The organism is Streptomyces sp. DT2A-34 (assembly GCF_030499515.1).
Classification (GTDB): domain Bacteria; phylum Actinomycetota; class Actinomycetes; order Streptomycetales; family Streptomycetaceae; genus Streptomyces.
In genome coordinates, this window is sequence record NZ_JASTWJ010000001.1 from 5620415 (window position 1) to 5641738 (window position 21324).

General features: G+C 71.1%; 19 protein-coding genes. 13 read left to right on the forward strand and 6 right to left on the reverse strand.

From position 1 onward, the window contains the following. Position 1 precedes the first annotated feature (1 nt). The 6 genes from QQM39_RS25145 to QQM39_RS25170 all read left to right on the forward strand — a co-directional run bounded on the left by QQM39_RS25145 (position 2) and on the right by QQM39_RS25170 (position 6619). Positions 2–1843, forward strand: a complete 1842-nt coding sequence (locus QQM39_RS25145) for a biotin carboxylase N-terminal domain-containing protein (protein WP_301999791.1) — start codon at positions 2–4, stop codon at positions 1841–1843. An 82-nt stretch (positions 1844–1925) separates the two neighbouring features. Then, positions 1926–3059, forward strand: a complete 1134-nt coding sequence (locus tag QQM39_RS25150; protein WP_301999792.1) for an acyl-CoA dehydrogenase family protein — start codon at positions 1926–1928, stop codon at positions 3057–3059. A 24-nt stretch (positions 3060–3083) separates the two neighbouring features. Next, on the forward strand, positions 3084–4661 hold the full coding sequence (locus QQM39_RS25155) for a 4-coumarate--CoA ligase family protein (RefSeq protein ID WP_301999793.1): 1578 nt from the start codon (positions 3084–3086) through the stop codon (positions 4659–4661). Next, entirely contained in the window at positions 4658–5392 is a 735-nt protein-coding gene (locus QQM39_RS25160; protein WP_301999794.1) for an enoyl-CoA hydratase family protein, read from the forward strand. Before QQM39_RS25155 ends, QQM39_RS25160 begins: the two co-directional genes overlap by 4 nt. Then, positions 5380–6003: a TetR/AcrR family transcriptional regulator gene (locus QQM39_RS25165; protein WP_301999795.1), complete on the forward strand. Its 624-nt coding sequence runs from the start codon at positions 5380–5382 to the stop codon at positions 6001–6003. The genes QQM39_RS25160 and QQM39_RS25165 overlap by 13 nt, the downstream gene beginning before the upstream one ends. Positions 6004–6037: 34 nt before the next feature. After that, positions 6038–6619 carry a hypothetical protein gene (locus QQM39_RS25170; protein ID WP_301999796.1) on the forward strand — a complete coding sequence of 194 codons (582 nt, stop codon included), beginning with the start codon at positions 6038–6040 and terminating at the stop codon, positions 6617–6619. A 3-nt stretch (positions 6620–6622) separates the two neighbouring features. Here QQM39_RS25170 and QQM39_RS25175 read toward each other — a convergent pair whose 3' ends face one another. Together QQM39_RS25175 and QQM39_RS25180 are read right to left on the reverse strand one after the other, a co-directional pair. Continuing rightward, complete coding sequence (locus tag QQM39_RS25175) at positions 6623–7963, reverse strand: serine/threonine-protein kinase (RefSeq protein WP_301999797.1); 1341 nt, start codon at positions 7961–7963, stop codon at positions 6623–6625. A gap of 239 nt (positions 7964–8202) precedes the next feature. Further along, positions 8203–9303, reverse strand: a complete 1101-nt coding sequence (locus tag QQM39_RS25180; protein WP_301999798.1) for a citrate synthase 2 — start codon at positions 9301–9303, stop codon at positions 8203–8205. Positions 9304–9594: 291 nt separating this feature from the next. On the opposite strand from QQM39_RS25180, the gene pdxH reads away from it, so the two are divergent. The 4 genes from pdxH (at position 9595) to QQM39_RS25200 (ending at position 13083) form a co-directional block, all read left to right on the forward strand. After that, positions 9595–10284, forward strand: coding sequence for a pyridoxamine 5'-phosphate oxidase (pdxH, locus tag QQM39_RS25185; RefSeq protein ID WP_301999799.1), 690 nt, complete (start codon positions 9595–9597; stop codon positions 10282–10284). Between the two features lie 333 nt (positions 10285–10617). After that, positions 10618–11028 (forward strand): RidA family protein, encoded by a 411-nt coding sequence (locus QQM39_RS25190; RefSeq protein WP_301999800.1) that lies wholly within the window; start codon positions 10618–10620, stop codon positions 11026–11028. 40 nt (positions 11029–11068) lie between these two features. Next, the gene (locus QQM39_RS25195; protein WP_302003716.1) at positions 11069–11470 is read left to right on the forward strand and encodes a GNAT family N-acetyltransferase; all 402 of its coding nucleotides are present in this window, start codon (positions 11069–11071) and stop codon (positions 11468–11470) included. Between the two features lie 146 nt (positions 11471–11616). After that, positions 11617–13083, forward strand: coding sequence for a PAS domain-containing protein (locus QQM39_RS25200; RefSeq protein WP_301999801.1), 1467 nt, complete (start codon positions 11617–11619; stop codon positions 13081–13083). A 10-nt stretch (positions 13084–13093) separates the two neighbouring features. Here QQM39_RS25200 and QQM39_RS25205 read toward each other — a convergent pair whose 3' ends face one another. Beyond that, a complete protein-coding gene (locus QQM39_RS25205; protein WP_301999802.1) occupies positions 13094–13849 on the reverse strand; it encodes an SIS domain-containing protein in 756 nt (251 codons plus the stop codon). Positions 13850–14104: 255 nt separating this feature from the next. Here QQM39_RS25205 and QQM39_RS25210 point away from each other — a divergent pair, with 255 nt between their 5' ends. Then, positions 14105–14797: a metal-dependent transcriptional regulator gene (locus tag QQM39_RS25210; RefSeq protein WP_062703554.1), complete on the forward strand. Its 693-nt coding sequence runs from the start codon at positions 14105–14107 to the stop codon at positions 14795–14797. 617 nt (positions 14798–15414) lie between these two features. After that, positions 15415–16296 (forward strand): alpha/beta fold hydrolase, encoded by an 882-nt coding sequence (locus QQM39_RS25215; RefSeq protein ID WP_301999803.1) that lies wholly within the window; start codon positions 15415–15417, stop codon positions 16294–16296. Positions 16297–16432: 136 nt separating this feature from the next. Here the strand turns inward: QQM39_RS25215 and QQM39_RS25220 are convergent, their stop codons facing one another. The 3 genes from QQM39_RS25220 to QQM39_RS25230 all read right to left on the reverse strand — a co-directional run bounded on the left by QQM39_RS25220 (position 16433) and on the right by QQM39_RS25230 (position 19576). Further along, positions 16433–18025: a transporter gene (locus QQM39_RS25220; RefSeq protein WP_301999804.1), complete on the reverse strand. Its 1593-nt coding sequence runs from the start codon at positions 18023–18025 to the stop codon at positions 16433–16435. Further along, a complete protein-coding gene (locus QQM39_RS25225) occupies positions 18022–18792 on the reverse strand; it encodes an ABC transporter ATP-binding protein (protein ID WP_301999805.1) in 771 nt (256 codons plus the stop codon). The genes QQM39_RS25220 and QQM39_RS25225 overlap by 4 nt, the downstream gene beginning before the upstream one ends. Positions 18793–18913: 121 nt before the next feature. Next, complete coding sequence (locus QQM39_RS25230) at positions 18914–19576, reverse strand: bifunctional DNA primase/polymerase (RefSeq protein WP_301999806.1); 663 nt, start codon at positions 19574–19576, stop codon at positions 18914–18916. Positions 19577–19897: 321 nt separating this feature from the next. Here QQM39_RS25230 and QQM39_RS25235 point away from each other — a divergent pair, with 321 nt between their 5' ends. Continuing rightward, complete coding sequence (locus tag QQM39_RS25235) at positions 19898–21283, forward strand: transcriptional regulator (RefSeq protein ID WP_301999807.1); 1386 nt, start codon at positions 19898–19900, stop codon at positions 21281–21283. Positions 21284–21324: the final 41 nt, after the last annotated feature.

The window sequence follows — 21324 nt, forward strand, 5'->3', positions numbered from 1 at the left end:
CATGATTTCGAGTCTGCTGGTCGCCAACCGGGGCGAGATCGCCTGCCGCATCTTCCGCACCTGCCGTGAGTGGGGAATCCGGACGGTCGCCGTGCACTCGGACGCCGACGCGAACGCCCTCCACGCGCGCGTGGCCGACACGGCGGTACGACTGCCGGGAGCGGCGCCCGCCGACACCTACCTGGACGGCGGCCTGATCGTGAAGGCGGCCGTCGCGTCCGGTGCGGACGCCGTCCACCCCGGCTACGGCTTCCTCTCCGAGAACGCCGGCTTCGCACGCGCCGTCCTCGACGCGGGACTCGTCTGGATCGGACCGCCGCCGGAGGCCATCGAGGCGATGGCGTCCAAGACGCGCGCCAAGGAGCTGATGGGGCTGGCGCCCCTGGGCGAGGTGACCGAGGCCGACCTGCCCGTGCTGGTGAAGGCGGCCGCGGGCGGCGGCGGGCGCGGCATGCGTGTCGTGCGCCGTCGGGAGGAGCTGACCGCCGCCCTGGAGAGCGCGCGCACCGAGGCCGCGAGCGCCTTCGGCGACGGCGAGGTGTTCGTCGAGCCGTACATCGAGAACGGCCGCCACGTCGAGGTGCAGATCCTCGCCGACACGCACGGCACGGTCTGGGCCCTCGGCACGCGCGACTGCTCCCTCCAACGCCGCCACCAGAAGGTCATCGAGGAGGCCCCGGCACCCGGCCTGTCCGCGGGCCTCGCGGAGGAGCTGTGCGCGCTGTCCGTACGCGCCGCGCGCGCTGTGGACTACGTGGGCGCCGGCACCGTCGAGTTCCTCGTCGCCGACGGCAAGCCCCACTTCCTGGAGATGAACACCCGCCTCCAGGTCGAACACCCCGTGACGGAAGCCGTGCACGGCATCGACCTGGTCGCCCTCCAGATCCAGGTGGCCGAGGGCCACGCCCTCGAAACCGAGCCCCCACGCGCGCGTGGCCACGCGATCGAGGCCCGCCTCTACGCCGAGGACCCGGCCCACGACTGGGCCCCGCAGACCGGCACCCTGCGCCGTCTCGCCGTACCCGAAGGCGTCCGCCTGGACACCGGCTTCACCGACGGCGACGAGATCGGCGTCCACTACGACCCCATGCTCGCCAAGCTCGTCGCCCACGCCCCCACGCGCGCGGGCGCGATCCGCAAGCTCGCGGGTGCCCTGGAGCGGGCGACGCTCCACGGCCCGGTCACCAACCGGGACCTCCTCGTCCGCTCCCTGCGCCACGAGGAGTTCACGACCGCCCGGACGGACACCGGCTTCTACGACCGCCACCTCACCGAACTGACCGAGCCGGCCCCGGACCCGTACGCCCCCCTGGCCGCCGCCCTCGCCGCCGCCCACGGCCGCTCCCGCTTCGGCGGCTGGCGCAACGTGCCGTCCCAGCCGCAGGTCAAGCGATACGTCATGGCGGGCGAGGAGCACGAGGTCCGCTACCGGCACACGCGCGTGGGCCTGGAGGCCGACGGGGTGCGGGTCGTGCACGCCGATGCCGCCCTGGTCGTCCTCGAAGTGGACGGCGTACGAAGGAACTTCGAGGTCGCGAGGTACGGCGACGAGATCCACGTCAATGCCACACGCCTCACCGCGCTACCCCGCTTCCCGGACCCGACGGCTCAGCACGCGCCGGGTTCCCTGCTCGCGCCGATGCCGGGGACGGTCGTACGAGTCGCCGAGGGCCTGACCGCAGGAGCCGCTGTACGGGCCGGAGAGCCCCTGCTGTGGCTGGAGGCGATGAAGATGCAGCACAAGATCGCGGCGCCGGTCACAGGGACGCTCACGGCTCTGCACGCCGTGCCTGGCCATCAGGTGACGGTCGGCGCATTGCTGGCGGTAGTGCAAGAAACCTAGGGGCGCGGGGCTGTATCGATATGCGGCTACCGCCGCGTGGGCGCGACCAGCCCCGACGAACCCGCAGCCGGAAGGAGCCCCCATGCCCCCCACTCTCGAATCCGAAGAACACAAGGCCCTGCGATCCGCAGTAGCCGCCCTCGGCAAGCGCCACGGCCGCAATTTCGACCGAGAACAACTCTGGTCCGAGGCAGCCAAGCTCGGCTACCTCGGCGTCAACCTGCCGGAGGCACAAGGCGGCGGAGGCGGCGGAATCGCCGAACTCTCCATAGTTCTGGAGGAGTTGGGAGCCGCAGGCTGCCCCCTCCTCATGATGATCGTGTCTCCGGCCATCTGCGGCACAGTCATCGCTCGCTTCGGAACCGACGCGCAGAAGAGCGAATGGCTCCCCGGCCTGGCGAACGGCACCCGCACCATGGCCTTCGGCATCACCGAGCCCGACGCCGGCTCCAACAGCCACCGCATCACGACAACGGCACGCAAGGACGGCGCCGACTGGGTACTCAACGGCCGCAAGGTCTTCATCTCCGGCGTCGACATAGCCGACGCCACCCTCATAGTCGGCCGCACAGAGGACGCCCGCACCGGCCGCCTCAAACCCTGCCTCTTCATCGTCCCGCGCGACGCCGAAGGCTTCACGCGCCGCCAGATCGACATGGAACTCAACGCCGCCGAGAAGCAGTTCGAGCTCACCCTCGACGACGTACGGCTCCCCGCCGACGCCCTCGTCGGCGACGAGGACGCGGGCCTCCTCCAGCTCTTCACCGGCCTCAACCCCGAACGCATCATGACGGCCGCCTTCGCGATAGGCATGGGCCGGTACGCCCTCGCCCGTGCCGTCGAGTACGCGCGCGAGCGGACCGTATGGAACGCCCCCATCGGCGCCCACCAGGCCATCGCGCACCCCCTCGCCCAGGCGCACATCGACCTCGAACTGGCCCGCCTGATGATGCAGAAGGCGGCGTACCTGTACGACGCCGGTGACGACGTGGGCGCCGGCGAGGCCGCCAACATGGCGAAGTACGCGGCCGGGGAGGCCTGCGTGAGGGCGGTCGACCAGGCTGTGCATACTCTTGGCGGAAACGGACTCACCCGAGAATTCGGACTTGCCGCGTTGATAACCGCCGCGCGCGTGTCCCGGATCGCTCCGGTGAGCCGGGAGATGATTCTCAACTACGTCTCCCACCAGTCCCTCGGTATGCCCAGGTCGTACTGACCGGCACCTGCGCAAGGAGAAACCGTGTTCCGCAGCGAATACGCAGAGGTCCCGTCCGTAGAGCTCCCCATCCACGAGGCCGTGCTGGGCGGGGCCGCCGCGTTCGGTGACACACCCGCGCTCATCGACGGCACGGACGGCACCACCCTCACGTACGAACAGCTCGACCGCTTCCACCGGCGCGTCGCCGCCGCCCTCGCCGAGGCGGGCCTACGCAAGGGGGACGTCCTCGCCCTGCACAGCCCCAACACGGTCGCCTTCCCCACGGCGTTCTACGCCGCCACGCGCGCGGGTGCCTCGGTCACGATGGTGCACCCGCTCGCCACGCCCGAAGAGTTCGCCAAGCAGCTGAAGGACTCGGAGGCCCGCTGGATAGTCACCGTCTCGCCGCTGCTGGAGACGGCACGCCACGCCGCCGAACTTGCGGGCGGCGTGCAGGAGATCTTCGTGTGCGACAGCGCGCCGGGACACCGGTCCCTCATCGACCTGCTGGCGTCCGCCGCCCCCGAACCGCAGGTCGACATCGACCCTGTGACGGACGTCGCGGCCCTGCCGTACTCGTCGGGCACCACCGGCATACCCAAGGGCGTGATGCTCACCCACCGCCAGATCGCCACCAACCTCGCCCAGATCGAACCCGCCCTCCCGACCGGCCCCGGCGACCGCATCCTCGCCGTGCTGCCCTTGTTCCACATCTACGGCCTGACGGCCCTGATGAACAAGCCGCTGAGGACCGGTGCGACGGTCGTCGTCCTGCCCCGGTTCGAGCTGGAGACCTTCCTCGCCGCCATCCAGAACCACCGCATCACCGGCCTGTACGTGGCCCCGCCGATCGTCCTCGCCCTCGCCAAGCACCCGCTGGTCGAGCAGTACGACCTGTCGTCACTGAAGTACATCGTCAGCGCCGCCGCGCCGCTGGACGCGAAGCTCGCGGTGGCCTGCTCGCAGCGCCTGGGCCTGCCGCCGGTCGGCCAGGCGTTCGGCATGACGGAACTGTCCCCCGCCACCCACCTCGTACCCCTCGGCGCCATGAACGACGCGCCCCCCGGAACGGTCGGCAGGCTCATCGCCGGCACCGAGATGCGCATCGTCTCCCTCGACGACTCCGGCAAGGACCTAGGCGTCGGCGAGTCCGGCGAGATCATCATCCGTGGCCCCCAGATGATGAAGGGCTACCTCAACCGCCCCGACGCCACCGCCGAGATGATCGACGCCGACGGCTGGCTGCACACCGGCGACGTCGGCCATGTCGACGCCGACGGCTGGCTGTTCGTCGTCGACCGGGTCAAGGAACTCATCAAGTACAAGGGCTTCCAGGTGGCCCCCGCCGAACTGGAGGCCCTCCTGCTCACCCACCCCGGCATCGCGGACGCGGCGGTGATCGGCGTCTACGAGGACGACGGCAACGAAGTCCCGCACGCGTACGTGGTCCGCCAGCCCACCGCCACCGACCTCTCCGAAGGAGAGGTCATGATGTACGTCGCCGAACGCGTCGCCCCCTACAAGCGCGTCCGCCAGGTCACCTTCACGGACAGCGTCCCGCGGGCCACCTCCGGCAAGATCCTGCGCCGCGAACTGCGGGCACTCAGGCAAGGCGCATGACGCTGATCGCCCGTACACGCGCGCGTGCCGTGGAAACCCTCACCCTGGACTCCCCGCACAACCGCAACGCGCTCTCGGCAGTACTGGTGGGCGAGCTGACCGACGCGCTGACGGACTGCGCCAAGGACGCCGACGTACGCGCGATCGTCCTCACCCACACCGGCAACACCTTCTGCGCGGGCGCCGACCTGCGCGATCCCCCGCCGCCGCAGGGACTGGTGGCGTTGCTCCGGCAGATCGTGGAGCTGCCCAAACCCGTCGTCGCCCGCGTCACCGGCCACGTACGCGCGGGCGGCCTGGGCCTGCTCGCGGCCTGCGACATCACGGCGGCGTCGCGCGAGGCCACCTTCGCCTTCACGGAGGTGCACATAGGCGTCACCCCCGCGGTGATCTCCCTGCCGCTGCTGCCCCGCACCGACCCGCGCGCCCTGGCCCGCTACTACCTCACCGGCGAACGCTTCACCGCGCCGGAGGCGGCCCGCATCGGCCTGCTCACGGCCGAGGGCGAGGACGTCGACAAGACGCTGGCCCCCGTCCTGGACGGTCTGCGCCGCGCCTCCCCCCAGGCCCTGGCCGAGACGAAAGCGCTGCTCACGGCTAAGGTGCTGGAGACCTTCGACCGGGACGCGGCCGACCTGACCGCGCTCTCGGCCCGGCTGTTCTCCTCCGCGCAGGCCCGCGAGGGGATGACGGCCTTCCTCGAAAGACGGGATCCGGAATGGGCGGTGTGAGCACAGTCGGCGACCGCGTGGACCGAGCGGACCGTGTGCCCAAACAGGACCGCAGCCGCGCCACCCGGCAACGGCTCCTGGAGGCCGCCGTGGCCTGCCTCGCCGAGCACGGCTGGGCGGGCTCCACGGTCTCCGTCGTCGCCGAACGCGCCGGAGTCTCCCGCGGCGCCGCCCAGCACCACTTCCCGACCCGCGAGGACCTCTTCACCGCGGCGGTCGAGTACGTCGCCGAGGAACGCTCCCTCGCCCTGCGCGCCCTGTTCCCGCAAGGCGCCGCGGGCGACCGGCGTGCGGTCGTGTCCGCCCTCGTCGACCTCTACACCGGCCCGCTGTTCCGCGCCGCCCTGCACCTGTGGGTGGCCGCGTCGAACGAGGAGCAACTGCGCCCGAGGGTCACCGAACTGGAGGCCCGGGTGGGCCGCGAGACCCACCGCATCGCCGTGGACCTCCTGGGTGCCGACGAGTCCAGGCCGGGCGTACGGGAGACGGTCCAGGGCCTCCTGGACATGGCCCGCGGCCTGGGCCTGGCGAACCTCCTCACCGACGACACGGTCCGCCGCGACCGTGTGGTGGCGCAGTGGGCGGTGCTGCTGGAGGAGGCGCTGGGCTGAGGGCGTTGTCAGTGGCGGGACTTACTGTTCGGGTATGGGTGATCACTTCCAGGCGATCGTCGACCTCGGGGCGAGCCCGCAGCAGGCGCCACAGCTCGCCGAGCGCGTGGTCGAGTGGCTGGTGGCCGAGGGAATCGTGCTCGCCGAGCTCACGGACTGCGTTCTCGGGCAGCCGCTCGGCCATCCTCCGGGCCCGAACTGGCAGCGCGCTGTGGCACCGGACGACGCCGACGCGGATCCCTGGGACGGTCTCGCCGTGTACACCGGGCGCACGGTCTTCCACGGCGGGCAGGGCGGGCCGGAGGCGGTGACCTGCCCGCGCTGCGGGGTCACCACCAGGCTGATCACCGACGAGTGGGACCTGATCAACGACGTCTGGGTGCCGTTCGGCCTGGCCATCGACGTCTGGCACAAGACGGGCACGGCCCAGGTCGACTGCCCCGCATGCACCAGGCCCGTCCCCCTGCCCGACTGGGCCTGGGCCGACGACTACTTCGCCTTCGCCCACCTCGGCTTCGAGTTCTGGAACTGGCCCCCGTTCACCGAGGAGTTCCGCACCCGGATATCCGAGCTTCTGGACGGCCACCGTACGGCGTACGTGTGGGGCAAGCTCTGACCCTCAGTCGTCCTCGCCGCTCTCGTCGTCGTCCTGCCACGCCTCGCGCTGCTTCTGCTGGTCCCGCTTCTTCGGCGCCTGCTTCTCCTCGTCCTGCCCTTGTGGACCGGCGCTCGTCTCCACCGCCGGAGTCGGCGATGGGGACGCGGTCGGGGACGGGCTCGACTGCAGGGGGGACACAGATGCGGAGGCACTCGGGCTGGGGGGTGCCTCGGACTTCGTGCCCTCCGTCCCGGTGTTGTCGGGGGAGAACCACAGCATGCCGAGGAACATCGCGGCCACGAAGAGCACCGCTCCGGCGGCCGTGACGACCACGCGCCGTGTCGCGATCCGGGACAGGGACCCGGTCCGGGACTGGGGCCTGGATCTGGATCCGGATCTGGTTCGGCCGACGGACGCCGTCCCTTGGGCCGACGGCAGCATGTACGTGGTCGGGGTGCTGGTCTCACCCACCTGTGGCCCGGGGGCGGGCGCCGACGCGACCGTCGGCCGCCCGGACGGCGAGGCCGTGTCGGGCAACGGCTCGGGGCGTCCCTGCCAGGCTCCGTCGGCGAACCAGTCGGCGGCCTGCTGAGCGGTGGGCCGGTGCTCGGGGTCCTTGGCGAGCAGGCCGAGGAGGTAGTTCTCGAAGGCGGGCGGGAGGCCGGGGACGCCCAGCTCGCGGGGCGGTACGGGGGCGGCGTCGAGGTGCTGGTGCAGGATGGCGATGGCGGTGTCCGCGTGGAACGGCGGGCGGCCGGTGAGGAGTTGGTAGAGCACACAGCCCAGCGCGTACACGTCGGAGGCCGGGCCCGCCGGCTTCCCCAGGGCCCGCTCGGGGGCGAGGTAGAGGCTCGTGCCGACGATCTGTCCGGTGGCGGTGAGCGCGGCGCCGGGGTCGTCCAGGAAGCGGGCGATGCCGAAGTCACCGATCTTGAGGGTGCCGTCGGCGTCCAGGAGCAGGTTGCCGGGCTTGATGTCCCGGTGGACGATGCCCTCCCGGTGCGCGGCGGCGAGACCCGCGGCGGCCTGGGCGGCGATACGGGCCACGCGCTCGGCGGGCAGCGCGCCGAACTGCGACACGACCCTGGCGAGGCTGTCACCCTCGATCAGCTCCATCACCAGGAAGAGCCGGTTGTCGTGCTCGCCGAAGTCCCGGACGCCGACCACGTTCGGATGGTCGATCCGTGCCGCGGTCCGCGCCTCCAGCCGGAACCGGGAGGCGGCGGTGGGGTCGGAGTCCTGGGGCAGCAGGAGCTTGACGGCCACCGCACGGGCGAGCGTCTCGTCGTACGCCCGCCAGACCTCCCCCATCCCACCGCGCCCGATCGACTCGCTCAGCCGGTAGCGGCCCGCTATCAGCACCTGTTCTCATCCTCATGCCGTGGGACGTCTCAGTGCCGCGCGCCGTAACTCACCACGTGGGGACGAATGATGGTGAGGGGCGCCGCAGCCGACCCAGCATACTGGCGCAGTGGATCAGTCACGTTCCGTACGGCGACTTCGCCGACGCGGGCCGGCCGCCGAGCGGCGTCACACGGAGCTGGTCCGCGCCGCGTGACGCCGGCCCGCCGGAGGGGTCGGGGATCCCGGAGCGCCCGGGATCAGTGGGCGATGTCCGCGTAGCCCTCGACGTCGCGCGGGTCGCGCGGGCCCGGGCCGATGTAGCGCGCGGAGGGGCGCACGAGGCGGCCGGTGCGCTTCTGCTCCAGGATGTGCGCCGACCAGCCGGCCGTACGGGCACAGGTGAACATCGACGTGAACATGTGCGCCGGGACCTCCGCGAAGTCCAGCATGATGGCGGCCCAGAACTCGACGTTGGTGGCCAGGACCCGGTCCGGGCGCCGATTGTGCAGCTCCTCCAGGGCCGCCTTCTCCAGGGCCTCGGCGACCTCGAAGCGGGGGGCACCCAGCTCCCGGGCGGTGCGGCGCAGGACGCGGGCGCGGGGGTCCTCGGCGCGGTAGACGCGGTGGCCGAAGCCCATGAGGCGTTCGCCCTTGTCGAGGGTCCGCTTCACATACGCCTCGGCGTCGCCGGTGCGCTCGATCTCCTCGATCATGTGCAGGACACGGGAGGGCGCGCCGCCGTGCAGCGGGCCGGACATGGCTCCTACGGCGCCGGAGAGGGCGGCGGCCACATCGGCGCCGGTGGAGGCGATGACGCGGGCCGTGAAGGTGGACGCGTTCATGCCGTGCTCGGCGGCGGACGTCCAGTAGGCGTCGACGGCAGCCACGTGCTTGGGGTCGGGCTCGCCGCGCCAGCGGATCATGAAGCGCTCGACGACGGACTGGGCCTTGTCGATCTCGCGCTGCGGAACCATCGGCAGGCCCTGGCCGCGCGCGGACTGGGCGACGTAGGAGAGGGCCATGACGGCGGCCCGTGCCAGGTCCTCCCGGGCCTGCTCCTCGCCGATGTCCAGAAGCGGTTTCAGGCCCCACACGGGCGCCAGCATGGCGAGCGCGGACTGGACGTCGACGCGGATGTCGCCGGAGTGCACGGGAATCGGGAAGGGCTCGGCGGGCGGCAGACCGGGCCGGAAGGCGCCGTCCACGAGCAGTCCCCAGACGTTGCCGAACGAGACATGGCCGACCAGATCCTCGATGTCGACGCCCCGGTACCGGAGTGCGCCGCCCTCCTTATCCGGTTCGGCGATCTCCGTCTCGAACGCGACGACTCCCTCGAGTCCGGGTACGAAGTCGGACATCAGGCGGCTCCTCGTGATGTGTGCGACGGATGGGTTGTGGGTGGGACGACCACATGTCGGTCGGCAGAGATCGGGACAGCCCGGTGGATCCACGGTCACTCGACAGACTCGCGGTCCGGCGTACGCGTACCCCTGTGATGCCCCGTGCGGCCGACGGTCATCCAAACCGCGACGACATCAGAACGATATCCCCGAGTGCCACCTTTGGGGAGGCCTTGCGGCACTCAGTGCCATGCGGTGGGGTACGGCACCGTCCCGGACGGCGCCCGCCGCATACGGCAAGATGACCGCGTGACCGACCGAGACGCCGTGCCCCTCGATCCCGCCGAGCCCGTCCCCGACCCCGCCGCCATGCGCAAGCACTACCGGGCCGAGGGTCTCGCCGAGAAGGACCTGGCCGCCACTCCGGTGGAGCAGTTCGCGCGCTGGTTCAAGCAGGCCGCGGCGGAGGCCCACCTCTTCGAGCCGAACGCGATGATCGTCTCCACCGCGGACGCCGAGGGGCGTCCCAGCTCCCGCACGGTGCTGCTGAAGCACTTCGACGAGCAGGGCTTCGTCTTCTACACCAACTACGACTCCCGCAAGGCCCGCGACCTCGCCGAGAACCCGTACGTCTGCCTCCTCTTCCCCTGGCACCCGGTGGCCCGGCAGGTCATCGTCACGGGCGTGGCGCGACGCACCGGCCGCGACGAGACGGCGGCGTACTTCCGCACCCGCCCGCACGGCTCCCAGCTCGGCGCCTGGGCCAGCGCCCAGTCCTCGGTCATCGCCACCCGCGCCGACCTCGACGGCTCGTACGCCGAGCTGGCCGCGCGCTATCCCGAGGGCGAGCAGGTGCCGGCGCCGCCGAACTGGGGCGGTTTCCGGGTGGCGGCGCAGGCGGTGGAGTTCTGGCAGGGGCGGGAGAACCGGCTGCACGACCGGCTGCGGTATGTGGCGGAGCAGGACGGGAGCTGGCGGGTGGAGCGGCTCAGTCCCTGAGCTGGGGCAGGTGCGGGCGGTACGAAAGCAGACGACCCGCGAGCTCGGGTCCCTCCGCCGGGGCGGGGGAGCCGGCCGGACGTACCGGCGAGCTCGCGGGTCGGGTGACTGCTTGGGATTGGGCCGGCTGCACGCGTCTCTCACGTGCCGGTCCGGCACCGCACTGGGTGGGGCGACGGGCCGCTAGCCCGCAGCCACCTCACGCGTCCGGTATTCATACATCTGCCGAACCACCTCCCTTCTCGTGTGCTCCACACCCTAAGAAGCGGCTCGGCCGCGATCAACAGCTTTTTTCCTTGGACCTGTCCGGGCAGGTCACCTAGCGTTCCGTACATGACAGAGCAGCAGGCGGTGCGGCAGGCGATACTCAGCGGCTCGGCCTTCGAGGAGCAGATCGGGTACGCGCGTGCCGTGGTCGACGGGGACTGGGTGCATGTGTCGGGGACGACCGGGTTCGACTACGCGACGATGACGATCTCCGCGGACGTGGTGGAGCAGGCCGAGCAGTGTCTGCGGAACGTGGGGGCCGCGCTGGAGGAGGCGGGGTGTTCGTTCGCCGATGTGGTGCGGGTGCGGTACCTGCTGCCGGAGCGGGAGGACTTCGAGCCGTGCTGGCCGGTGCTGCGGCGGTACTTCGGGGAGGTGCGGCCGGCGGCGACGATGATGATGTGCGGGCTCGCCGACCCTCGCATGAAGATCGAGATCGAGGTCTACGCCCGGCGGGGGAGCGGCGCTCGTGCCTGACCTTCCCGGACTTCGCATCGCGCCGGTCGACGGCGAGGCCATGCTTCAGCAGTGGCGGCACGTCCACAACGTGATCGTTCCGCCCGCGGCCATGGATCTCGACGAGGTAAGGGAGCGCGGCAGGAGGTACCGCCTGCGGAACGCGTACGTCGGTGACGTCCTCGTCGGCTGCTCGACCGTGCGCCCGCCGGAGGGCGAGGACGCGGTGGCGACGGTCATCGCGCGCGTGCTGCCCGGGTACCGGCGGCGCGGGTACGGCACGCGGCTGTACGAGGACGGGCTCGCCCGCGCGCGCGTGCTGGGCGCCAAGGCGATCGAGACGTGTGTGCTGGCCGTCAACGAGGACGGGCTGCGGTTCGCCGAGGCGCGGGGGTTCGTCGAGATCGATCGGTATGTGCTGGACGGTGAGACCGATCTGTGGGTGGACCTGCGGCTGGAGTAGGCCCACAGCGACTCGTACAGCGCTCGTACAACGATTCCTTCAATCTTGGGGAACATGGTGTGTGCTGCGTCACGTTCGAGTTAGATGATTGCAAGTGAGCGAACCGACGCGTCGTACGTGCGGACGCAGCTTGGCAGGGGGTCCAGGTGAGTGCTTCCCGGCGTAGTGGGACCACCGACGAGCTGGGGCCGGACGAACCCGAGCGGGACGGTCCGGACGGTCCGGCAGGTGGTTCGGAGGGTTCGGCAGGCGGCTCGGATCTGCTGGCCGCGCTGCTGGACGGCATGGACGCGGCCCTGTGCGCCTTCGACGCGGACGGGGTCGTCACCCATTGGAACCGTGAGGCGGAGCGGATCCTCGGGTGGAGTGCGGCCGAGGCCGTGGGGCGGCACGGGTTCGCCGGGTGGGCCGTGCGGGAGGCCGATGCCCAGGACGTCGAGGGGCGGCTGATGTCCGCCATGCAGGCCCCCGGGCGGCAGGTGCACGAGTTCGCCCTGCTGACGAAGGACGGCGGGCGGGTCCTCGTACGGACGCAGTCGGCGGCCGTGCGGGGGCCGGACGGGAAGCCCGCCGGGCTGTACTGCGCCTTCAGCGAGGTGCATGTGCAGATCGATCTGGAGCGGTCGATCGCGCTGAGCGAGGCGCTGTTCGAGGACGCGTCGTGGGGCGTGGTGCTCGTCGACGCGGATCTGCGGCCGGCGGTGGTGAACGCTCATGCGGCTCGGGCGCTGGGTATCGGGCGTACGTCCGTGCTCGGGCGGCCACTGGGGGAGTTGCTCGCCCAGGGGGTCGAGGAGCTGGAGAGCGCGCTCACGCATGTGCTGGCGGAGGGCGCGCCGCCCGCGCCGGCCGAGATCTGGGTGAGCGTACGGACGCCGGAGGGCGAGCGGCGTCGGTGCTGGCGGTGTGGCTTCGTACGGCTGGCCTCGCCGCTCGCGGAGGAACCGGTTCCATTGGGGGTCGGCTGGCTCTTCCAGGACATGACCGAGGCCAAGCAGGCCGAGCAGGAGGCGGCGCAGCTGCGGTTCCGGACCAATCAGCTGCACCGGGCGGCTCGGGCCGCCGCGGAGTGCGAGGACCCCGCCGAGGCGGCGACCGTGCATCTGGACTTCGCGCTGGCCGGGTTCGCCGATCACGCGCTGATCGACCGGGTCGCGGGCGGGGCGGTCATGGACGCGGACACGGCCGGGCCGGTGCGGCTGGTTCGGATCGCGGTGACGCCCTCCGGTGCGCCGGGGCCGAGTCTGCTCGGCGGGGAGGCCGGGTTGCCGGTGCGGTACGGCGAAGGGCATCCGGCGTTGCGGTGTGTGGCGCGGGCCGGGTCCGTGCGGGCCGACGCGGGCGATGTGCCGGCGGAGCAGGCGCGTGCGTGGGCGGTGGGCCGGCAGTGGCCGGCGGATACGGTGCACGCGCTGTGCGCCGTGTTGCGGAGCCGGGGGCGCACGCTCGGGGTCGTGACGTTTCTGCGGGGCGCCGGGCGGAGTGCGTTCGAGCGGGGCGACGCGGTGTACGCGGAGGGGGTGGCGGTGCGGATCGCTTCCGCGTTGGATCTGGCGGGGGCCCTGGGCTCGGAGGGTTCCAGGGGCGGGGAGGGTTCGGAGGGCTTTGATTAGCGCTGCCGTGTCAGTGCCGGTAGAAGATCCTGTCGCCGTACTTCTCGAACACCCGGTTGTTCCAGTCGTGGCCGCCGTCCACGTTGCCGGAGCGCAGGAGTGGGGGCTCGATGCCGCGGGCGGCCAGGGTGGCGGCTGCCGTGGCCATGACGGCCTGGAGGAGCGCGCTGGTGACGACCGTGGACGCGGGGGCGAAAGGGGCCGGGATCGTGTCGAGGGTGAGCTCCGCGTCGCCGATCGCGATCTTCGAGTCGAGGACGATGTCGCAGTGGTCCTTGAGGTAGGTGCCCGACGTGTGGCGGGACTTCGTCTCCGAGGCGTACGCCACTGATGTCACGCCGATGACCCTGATGCCGAGGGCCCGTGCGGTCATGGCCATCTCTACGGGGAGGGCGTTGCGGCCCGAGAGGGAGATGATCACGAGGGCGTCGCCGTCGCGGAGGGGGGAGCTGTGCAGGACCGCGCTCGCGAGGCCGTCCACGCGTTCCAGGGCTGAGCCGAGGGTGGCGGGCATGACGTCGACGCCTACGACGCCGGGGACCGCCAGCAGGTTCATCAGGGCGAGGCCGCCGGCGCGGTAGACGATGTCCTGGGCGGCGAGGGAGGAGTGGCCGGCGCCGAAGGCGAAGAGGCGGCCGCCGCTTTCGACGGTGTCGGCGAGCAGGGTGCCGGCTGCCTCGATGTTCTCGGCCTCCTCGGTACGGACTCGCTGGAGCAGGCCGATCGCGGCGTCGATGAACTGGTCGGCCGGCTTGCTGTCGCTCATGCGGGCTCCTCCGGGGGTGTGTTGCGGATCACCGTGCGGTCTGGACCAGTGTGGTGTCAATACGGCGGGGCGCCTGCGGCGGCCTGTGCGGGCTTGGGGGGTGCGCGCCCGGGCGATCTCGGAAATTCGCTCGTTTCAACGGCGCGGCACGGTTGTCAGTGGTATCCGGCAGAATTGACTGCAGGGCCAGCGCACGCGCCGTGGAGCTGTCTCGCTTCCGGCTGAGCTAATCGCAGAGCTAATCGAGGGGCACGTATGTCCGGACTGATCGACACCACGGAGATGTATCTCCGCACCATCCTCGAGCTGGAGGAGGAAGGTGTGGTCCCCATGCGCGCCCGGATCGCCGAGCGGCTGGACCAGAGCGGGCCGACCGTCAGTCAGACGGTGGCGCGGATGGAGCGTGACGGGCTGGTGTCCGTGGCGACCGACCGGCACCTGGAGCTCACGGACGAGGGTCGGCGGCTGGCCACCCGTGTCATGCGCAAGCATCGGCTGGCCGAGTGTCTGCTCGTCGATGTGATCGGGCTGGAGTGGGAGCAGGTGCACGCCGAGGCGTGTCGCTGGGAGCACGTGATGAGTGAGGCCGTGGAGCGGCGGGTGCTGGAGCTGCTGCGGCATCCCACCGAGTCGCCGTACGGCAACCCCATCCCCGGCCTGGAGGAGCTCGGCGAGAAGGACGGTGCCGATCCGTTCCTGGACGAGGGCATGGTCTCGCTGGCCGATCTCGACCCCGGCGTCGAGGGCAAGACGGTCGTCGTGCGCCGTATCGGCGAGCCGATCCAGACCGACGCGCAGCTGATGTACACCCTGCGCCGGGCGGGCGTGCAGCCGGGGTCGGTGGTGAGTGTGACCGAGTCCGCGGGTGGTGTGCTCGTGGGCAGCGGTGGTGAGGCGGCCGAGCTGGAGGCGGACGTCGCCTCCCATGTCTTCGTCGCGAAGCGCTGAGTCGGCGGTAGCTGTCGTCTTCGGGTTCCCTTCCCCGTAATTCCCGGTAATGGAGCGGGAGTTGTGGCGATCCGTCGATCTCGGCGATTCCAGGATTCAGTGCGCTGAATCGCAGCGCTCGGCCGTTTCGCGTGCCAGGCTGTCGTGAGGCGATGCATCCGGCCGGGGAGGGGGCGGGAGGATGTGCCGTGAGTGTGGAGAGGGCCCCGGCGCCGTGCGGCGCCGGGGCCTGTCCTCCCCTGTGCTGACCCGGAGCCCCGAGCTCCCAGGGTCATTCCCCTCGGACCGCTTTCCCCGAGCGGTCCGCCTCCCGGTGAAGATCTCCCCTCGGCGACGCCGATCAATCCTGGAGAGGGGTCACTCGAATGAGGGGTGTTGCCCGCAGAGACCGCATTTTCGAATAGGGGTTCGATAGTCTGCGAGTGACGGGTCATGCGGAACGTGCACTTCATGAATGTGCGCATAAGATCACGTCAGACACACAGGACATGCACATCGCGTGCGAAGGCATCTACGCTGCGTGCGACGCGGGTGGCACGCGGTGCTCGCGTGAGCGACGGCAGATACGGCAGGCGGAGCAGGCACAGCAAGCAGGACGCAGGGGGGTGCCAGGATCAATGGCGCGGCGCATCGACGTGACCGGTACAGGCGGCGTACGTCTCGCGGCCTGGGAGTTCGGCGACCCACCCAAGACCGACCCCGCCAAGGAGCACGACCGCACGCCCGGCGTGCTGTTACTGCACGGCCTGATGGGCCGCGCCTCACACTGGGCCTCCACCGCCCGCTGGCTCTCCGAGCGGCACCGCGCTGTCGCCCTCGACCAGCGTGGCCACGGCCGTAGCGGCAAGCCCGCACAGGCCGCCTTCACGCGCGAGGCGTACGTCGACGACGCGGAGGCCGCCCTCGAACAGCTCGGCCTCGCCCCGGCCGTCATCATCGGCCACGCCATGGGCGCGCTGACCGCCTGGCAGCTTGCCGCCAAGCGGCCCGACCTGGTGCGCGGCGTGATCATCTGCGACATGCGGGCCTCCGCGCTCGGCTCGGCCTCGCAGCGGGAGTGGGCGGACTGGTTCGAGGCCTGGCCCGTTCCCTTCGCCACGCTCGCCGATGTGCGCAAGTGGTTCGGCGAGGACGACCCGTGGGTCGAGCGGCCGAATCCTGCGCGGGGGGAGTTCTACGCCGAGGTGATGCGGGAGCACGAGGACGGGTGGCGGCCGGTGTTCGAGCCGGACCAGATGCTCAAGTCCCGGGAGACGTGGGTGTTCGACGCGCACTGGGAGGAGTTGGCGCAGGTTCAGTGCCCTGCGTTGGTGGTGCGCGGCCTTGATGGGGAGTTGGGGCGGGCCGAGGCGCAGGAGATGGTGCGGGTGCTGCCTCGGGGGGAGTATGCGGAGGTGGCTGACGCCGGGCATCTGGTGCACTACGACCAGCCCGAGGGCTGGCGCGCCGCTATCGAGCCGTTTCTCGAGTCGGTGTGGAGTGATGCCGGGCGCCTATGAGCTCGGGGTCTTCTGCTCGATGGTGGCTGCGGGTGGTTGTTCGTGGTTCCTCGCGCCCACGCGGCGGAGCCGCATATCGGGCACAGCCCCGCGCCCCTTTTGCGGCGCTGCACCCCCGGGCGTCAGAAGGGTGCCGCTAACCCTTGCTCACTGCCGTCAGGATCTCCGGTAGGCGGGCCGCCGTGCGCGGGGCGGCCAGCCGGAGACCCAGCCACGTCACCGTCGCGCCGTACGCCGCGCCCACGGGCAGCAGCAGCCGGCCCCACGCATCCCCGCCCTCGCTCACGTTCAGCCAGATCGTCACCGCGATCACGGGTGTGCACAGCAGGGCCGCCGCGATCATGCCGCCGAAGATGGAGATCCAGGCCAGGCCCGTCTGGCCGGGAGCGACGTTCTTGTAGCCCTCCTGCGGGATGGAGTACGGAAAGCGGGCCGAGGTCCAGGCGCCCGTCGCCAGCATCGCGCCGAGGAGGGCGAAGGACAGGCCGAGGGCCTCGGGGAGCTTGGGCCAGTCGCCGAGGAGTGCTGTCGTCAGGACGGTGACGAGGGTGGCGTACGGCAGGGTGATCAGCAGCAGGGCCAGGGCTCGGCCGCGCAGCTCGACGTAGGCGTCCCGGGGGGAGGAGATGGTCAGCGCGACCATCCAGAACGCGGACGTGTCCTGCCCGAACTGGTTGTACATCTGGATGCCGAGCATCCCGGCGGCGAAACAGGCGAAGTAGATCGAGCCGGTGCCCTGCAGGGCGTTGAACAGCGGCACGATCAGGCCGATGGCGAGCGAGGTCACCCAGGCCGCCTTGGTCTTCGGGTCGCGCCAGACATAGCGCAGGCTGCGCTCCATGACGATGCCGGTGCGCCCGGCCGGCAGCAGGCGGGCCAGCCCGGTCGAGGTCCGTTCCCGTACGGCGGCCTCGGTGACCGCCTGGAGTGCGGAGCCGTCGGGGGAGGTCATCAGCCGCGTCAGGTGGCGTGACCATACGGCGATCAGGGCCGCCAACGCGCATGCGGTCAAGACGAGTTGGAGCACGCCGACGCCGTACGACCCCTCACTCACCGACTCCACCGCCCCGATCGCGGACGCCGGCGGCACCCACCGCAGCACATCCGCCGCCGGGTCGAGCCGACCGAGCCCCGACGAACCAAGCCGCTGCGCCCCGAAGTTCACGACCTGCGCCCCGACCGCGATGACCAGCCCGCTCAGCACCGCCAGATCGCGCCCCTTACGGCTGGTCAGCAGCCGGGTGTTGGCCGCGGCGACGGCCCGCGCGAGCGCCACGCACACCAGCAGGGCCAGGACGACGCCGACGACCCCGACGACGTACGCCACCCAGCCCCGCGCGACCGCGATCACCGAACCGGTGAAGAGGCACAGCGTGAACAGCGGGCCTATACCGACCAGTGAGGCCGCGAGCAGCGCCCGCACCAGTGGCCGGGGTCGTAGCGGCAGCATCACCAGCCGCGTCGGGTCCAGGGTCTCGTCGCCACCGGGGAAGAACAGCGGCATCACGGCCCAGCCGAGCGCGAGCACCGCGACGAGCAGGACGACCACGGAGTCGGCGTGCGCGTTGCCGCGCAGCATGATCAGGCCGAGGAGTTGCAGCGCGGCGAAGAGGAGAACGAGGACGGCCGAGGCGACGTAGGCGGCCCGGCGCCCGCCTGACTGCCGCAGCCCGTTCCTGAGCAGCGACAGCTTCAGCCGTACGACGACCCCCGTCACGTCGCTGCTCATCGCGCCCCGCCGCCCAGCCAGTCGAGGTCGGATCCGGCGTCGCGGCCGTTCGCGCCGACGAGTTCGAGGAACGCCTGCTGTAGCGAGGCCGCCTCCCCGCGCACCTCGGCGAGGGGGCCGTGGGCCCGGATGCGTCCGGCGGCCATGACGGCGACCCAGTCGCACAGCGACTCGACGAGCTCCATGACATGGGAGGAGAAGACTACGGTCGCGCCGGAGGCGGTGTAGCGCTCCAGGACGCCCCGGATGGTCTGCGCGGAGACGGGGTCCACGCCCTCGAACGGCTCGTCCAGGAACAGCACTTCGGGATTGTGGAGGAGCGCGGCCGCGAGTCCGATCTTCTTGCGCATACCGGTCGAGTAGTCGACGACCAGCTTGTGCTGGGCCCCCGCCAGATCGAGTACGTCGAGCAACTGGGTGGCCCGCTTGTCGACCTCGGCCCCGGGAAGCCCGCGCAACCGCCCCGAGTACGCGAGCAGTTCCCGCCCGGAGAGCCGCTCGAAGAGCCGAAGCCCCTCAGGCAGCACCCCGATCCGCGCCTTCACCTCGACGGGGTCCCGCCACACGTCATGCCCGACGACTTCGACAGTCCCGCCATCGGGCCTGAGCAGCCCAGTCACCATGGAGAGGGTCGTGGTCTTCCCCGCTCCATTGGGCCCGACGAGCCCGATGAACTTCCCCGCAGGCAACTCCAGATCAATCCCGGCAACGGCGACTTGCTGCCCGAACCGCTTCCAGAGCCCACGCACACATACGGCCGACGTCATGGACGCCCACCTTAGGTGGCGCGGGGCTGTATCCGATATGCGGCTCCGCCGCGTGGGCGCGACCAGCCAAGAACAACCGGCAGCCGCCAACGGTGATCAACCAGGCAGATGAACCCGCGAACTACCGATCCCGCCCGCAGGCGTATGCCAACGGCGAGATCAACTCCTCCGCATCCGGCAACCACCGATTAGCCGGCGTAGGCCGACAGGCCCACTGCACAGCCCCCCGAGACCCGAACCGCGTAGGAGGCCCGGCGACATACGCCCCCTCCCCGAGCGCGACCATGTCCAGCGACCCGATCGACCAGCCCAACTTGCGTACCAGCTCGGGAACCTTCACCGACGCACCCGGCAACACGAAGAAGTGCATCCGCCGATCGGGCGCCAACGTCACCGGCCCCAGCGTCAGTTCCATCCGCTCCATACGGGCCAGGGCGAGAAACCCCGCGGTCTCCGGGACGGAAATCGCGTCGAAGGTCCGTCCCGTCGGCAGCAGGATCGACGCGTTCGGCTGCTTCTGCCACATCCGTCGCGCGACCGTCGCGCTTCCCGTCGCCTGCGTCGCCCAGTCGGGGCGTGCGGCGTGCGCGCCGGGCGCGGGGCACGCGGTGTCGCCGCAGGAGCACACCTGCACGCCCTCGACGGCTTCCAGCCAGGTCCCCGGGAACACGTCCCAGTGGCGCTCCTCGGCATAGCGAACGGCGGTCTCCAGCAGCGTTTCGCCGCGCTGCTTGGGAATCTGTGCGGCTTCGGTGGCCGGGATCGTCTCTTCCACGCTGAACACAACTCCCGCACCCACCTCGGGTTACGGCCGGAGCGCGCGCGGGGGAGGAGCATCGATTCCTCATCTGGGGCGCATGGGTGCACGTGTGGGGGCGCGTGGGAGGAACCGTGGGTCGAGCTGGGTAACCACCTGTGGGGTCGGCTTCCGCCTTTACCCCGGCAATCCTCGCAAGCCTCGCATTTTCGGTATGCCGACGGGGCATTGATCTTCACGGCCGGAACCTTGCGGTGCACAAGCCAGTGCCCCCGCGCCGGATTTCGGTGGTGAAAGACACATCAACTCGGTGCGTGGGCAGGCACCGCAGCCACAGGGGGTACGCCAATGGCCGCCAGGCCTCTCGTCGCGCGACAGCCGAACGAACGGCTGCAGGCGCTCATCCAGGAAGCGGGCTGCTCGAACGCCGGGCTGGCCCGCCGGGTCAACATGTGCGGCGCCGAACACGGCCTCGATCTGCGCTACGACAAGACCTCCGTGGCCCGTTGGCTGCGCGGACAGCAGCCGCGGGGACGGGCGCCGGCGATCATCGCGGAGGCGCTCGGTCGCAAGCTGGGCCGTACGGTCACGATCGACGAGATCGGCATGGCCAACGGCAAGAATCTCGCGTCGGGCGTCGGTCTCCAGTTCTCGCCGACTGTACTGGGGGCCATCGAGCAGGTCTGCGAGCTGTGGCGCAGCGACGTCGGGCGGCGGGACTTCCTGTCCGGCTCCTCCGTCGCCGCGTCCGCGCTGGTCGAGCCCAGCCGCGACTGGCTGATCTCGTCGCCCGACTCGCAGGTTGCGCGCTCGGCGGGGCCGCGCGTGGGGCAGTCCGACGTGGCGGCCGTGCGGGCGATGACGCAGGCGCTCGTAGACCTTGATCACCAGTACGGCAGCGGGCATGTCCGCCCGGTCGTCGTGCACTACCTGAACAGTGTCGTCTCCGGGCTGCTGGCCGGGTCGTACCGGGAGGCGGTCGGGCGGGAACTCTTCGCCGCCGTCGCGCGGTTGACCGAGCTCGCCGGGTACATGGCGATCGACACCGGGCAGCCGGGGCTCGCCCAGCGGTACTACATCCAGGCGCTGCGGCTCGCGCAGGCGGCGGGAGACCGGGGCTACGGCGGTTATGTGCTGGCCGCCTCCATGAGCCACCTCGCCGCGCAGCTCGGGAACCCGCGTGAGATCGCGCAGTTGGCGCGGGCGGCGCAGGAGGGGGCGCGTGGGCGCGTGACCCCGCGCGCGGAGGCGATGTTCTACGCGGCCGAGGCGCGCGGGCATGCGTTGATGGGCGACGCGCGGGCCGCGCAGGTGGCGTCCGGACGGGCCGTGACCGCGCTGGAGACGGCCGACCCGGAGTCCGGGGACGACCCGGCGTGGATCGCGCACTTCGACGAGGCCTATCTCGCCGACGAGTTGGCGCACTGCCACCGCGACCTCGGCCAGGCCGAGGCGGCGGCGCGACGCGCGGAGGAGTCGCTCGCCGGGCTCCCCGAGACGAAGGCGCGACGCCGGGCGATCGGCTATGTGCTGCTCGCCACAGCACAGGTCCAGCAGCGTGAGGTCGAACAGGCCTGCCACACCGGGCTGAAGGCCGTGGAACTCCTGGAGACCCTGCGTTCCAACCGGGGCGCCGAGTATCTGGAGGACTTCCAGCAGCGGCTGGAGCCGTACCGGGACGAGCCGGTGGTAAGGGACTTCGGGGCACGGCTGGATCTGCAGGCGGCGGCGTGAAACCACGGGGTGCGAGGGCGTGAACGGCAGGGAAACGAAGG